This is a genomic window from Salinivibrio sp. EAGSL (assembly GCF_013366455.1).
GTDB classification, from domain to species: Bacteria; Pseudomonadota; Gammaproteobacteria; order Enterobacterales; family Vibrionaceae; genus Salinivibrio; species Salinivibrio costicola.
The window spans coordinates 1-321 of sequence record NZ_JABWMG010000068.1; the positions used below are offsets into that span (position 1 = coordinate 1).

At 51.7% G+C, this 321-nt stretch carries 1 protein-coding gene; it reads right to left on the reverse strand.

All coding sequences use genetic code 11. From position 1 onward, the window contains the following. A partial coding sequence (locus HLG76_RS14855; RefSeq protein WP_217706607.1) for a hypothetical protein occupies positions 1-211 on the reverse strand: 211 nt, incomplete at its 3' end. Positions 212-321: the final 110 nt, after the last annotated feature.

The following is a 321-nucleotide window of genomic DNA, read 5'->3' on the forward strand; positions in this document are numbered from 1 at the left end:
AGATAAAGTTCCTAGGGCCTAGGATCCTAGGTCCTAGGCACTGCTTTTCGCTCTTTCCCATATTCAAGATCTCGAATCTCGCGTAGATCGGACAAACACCAATGGCACCAATGGCACCAATGGCACCATTGGCGTAGGTCGGCATAAGCGCCAGCACAATGTAAATCATGAATACCCAAGCCGGCCGCGCGCCATCCGACACCAACGCCAAAGTTGGCGCCAGTGTTAAAATTGGCGCTGATCGTGACAGGCGCTGTAGATAAAGTTCCTAGGTCCTAGGCACTGCTTTTCGCTCTTCCCCATATTAAGAGCCCCAATGCA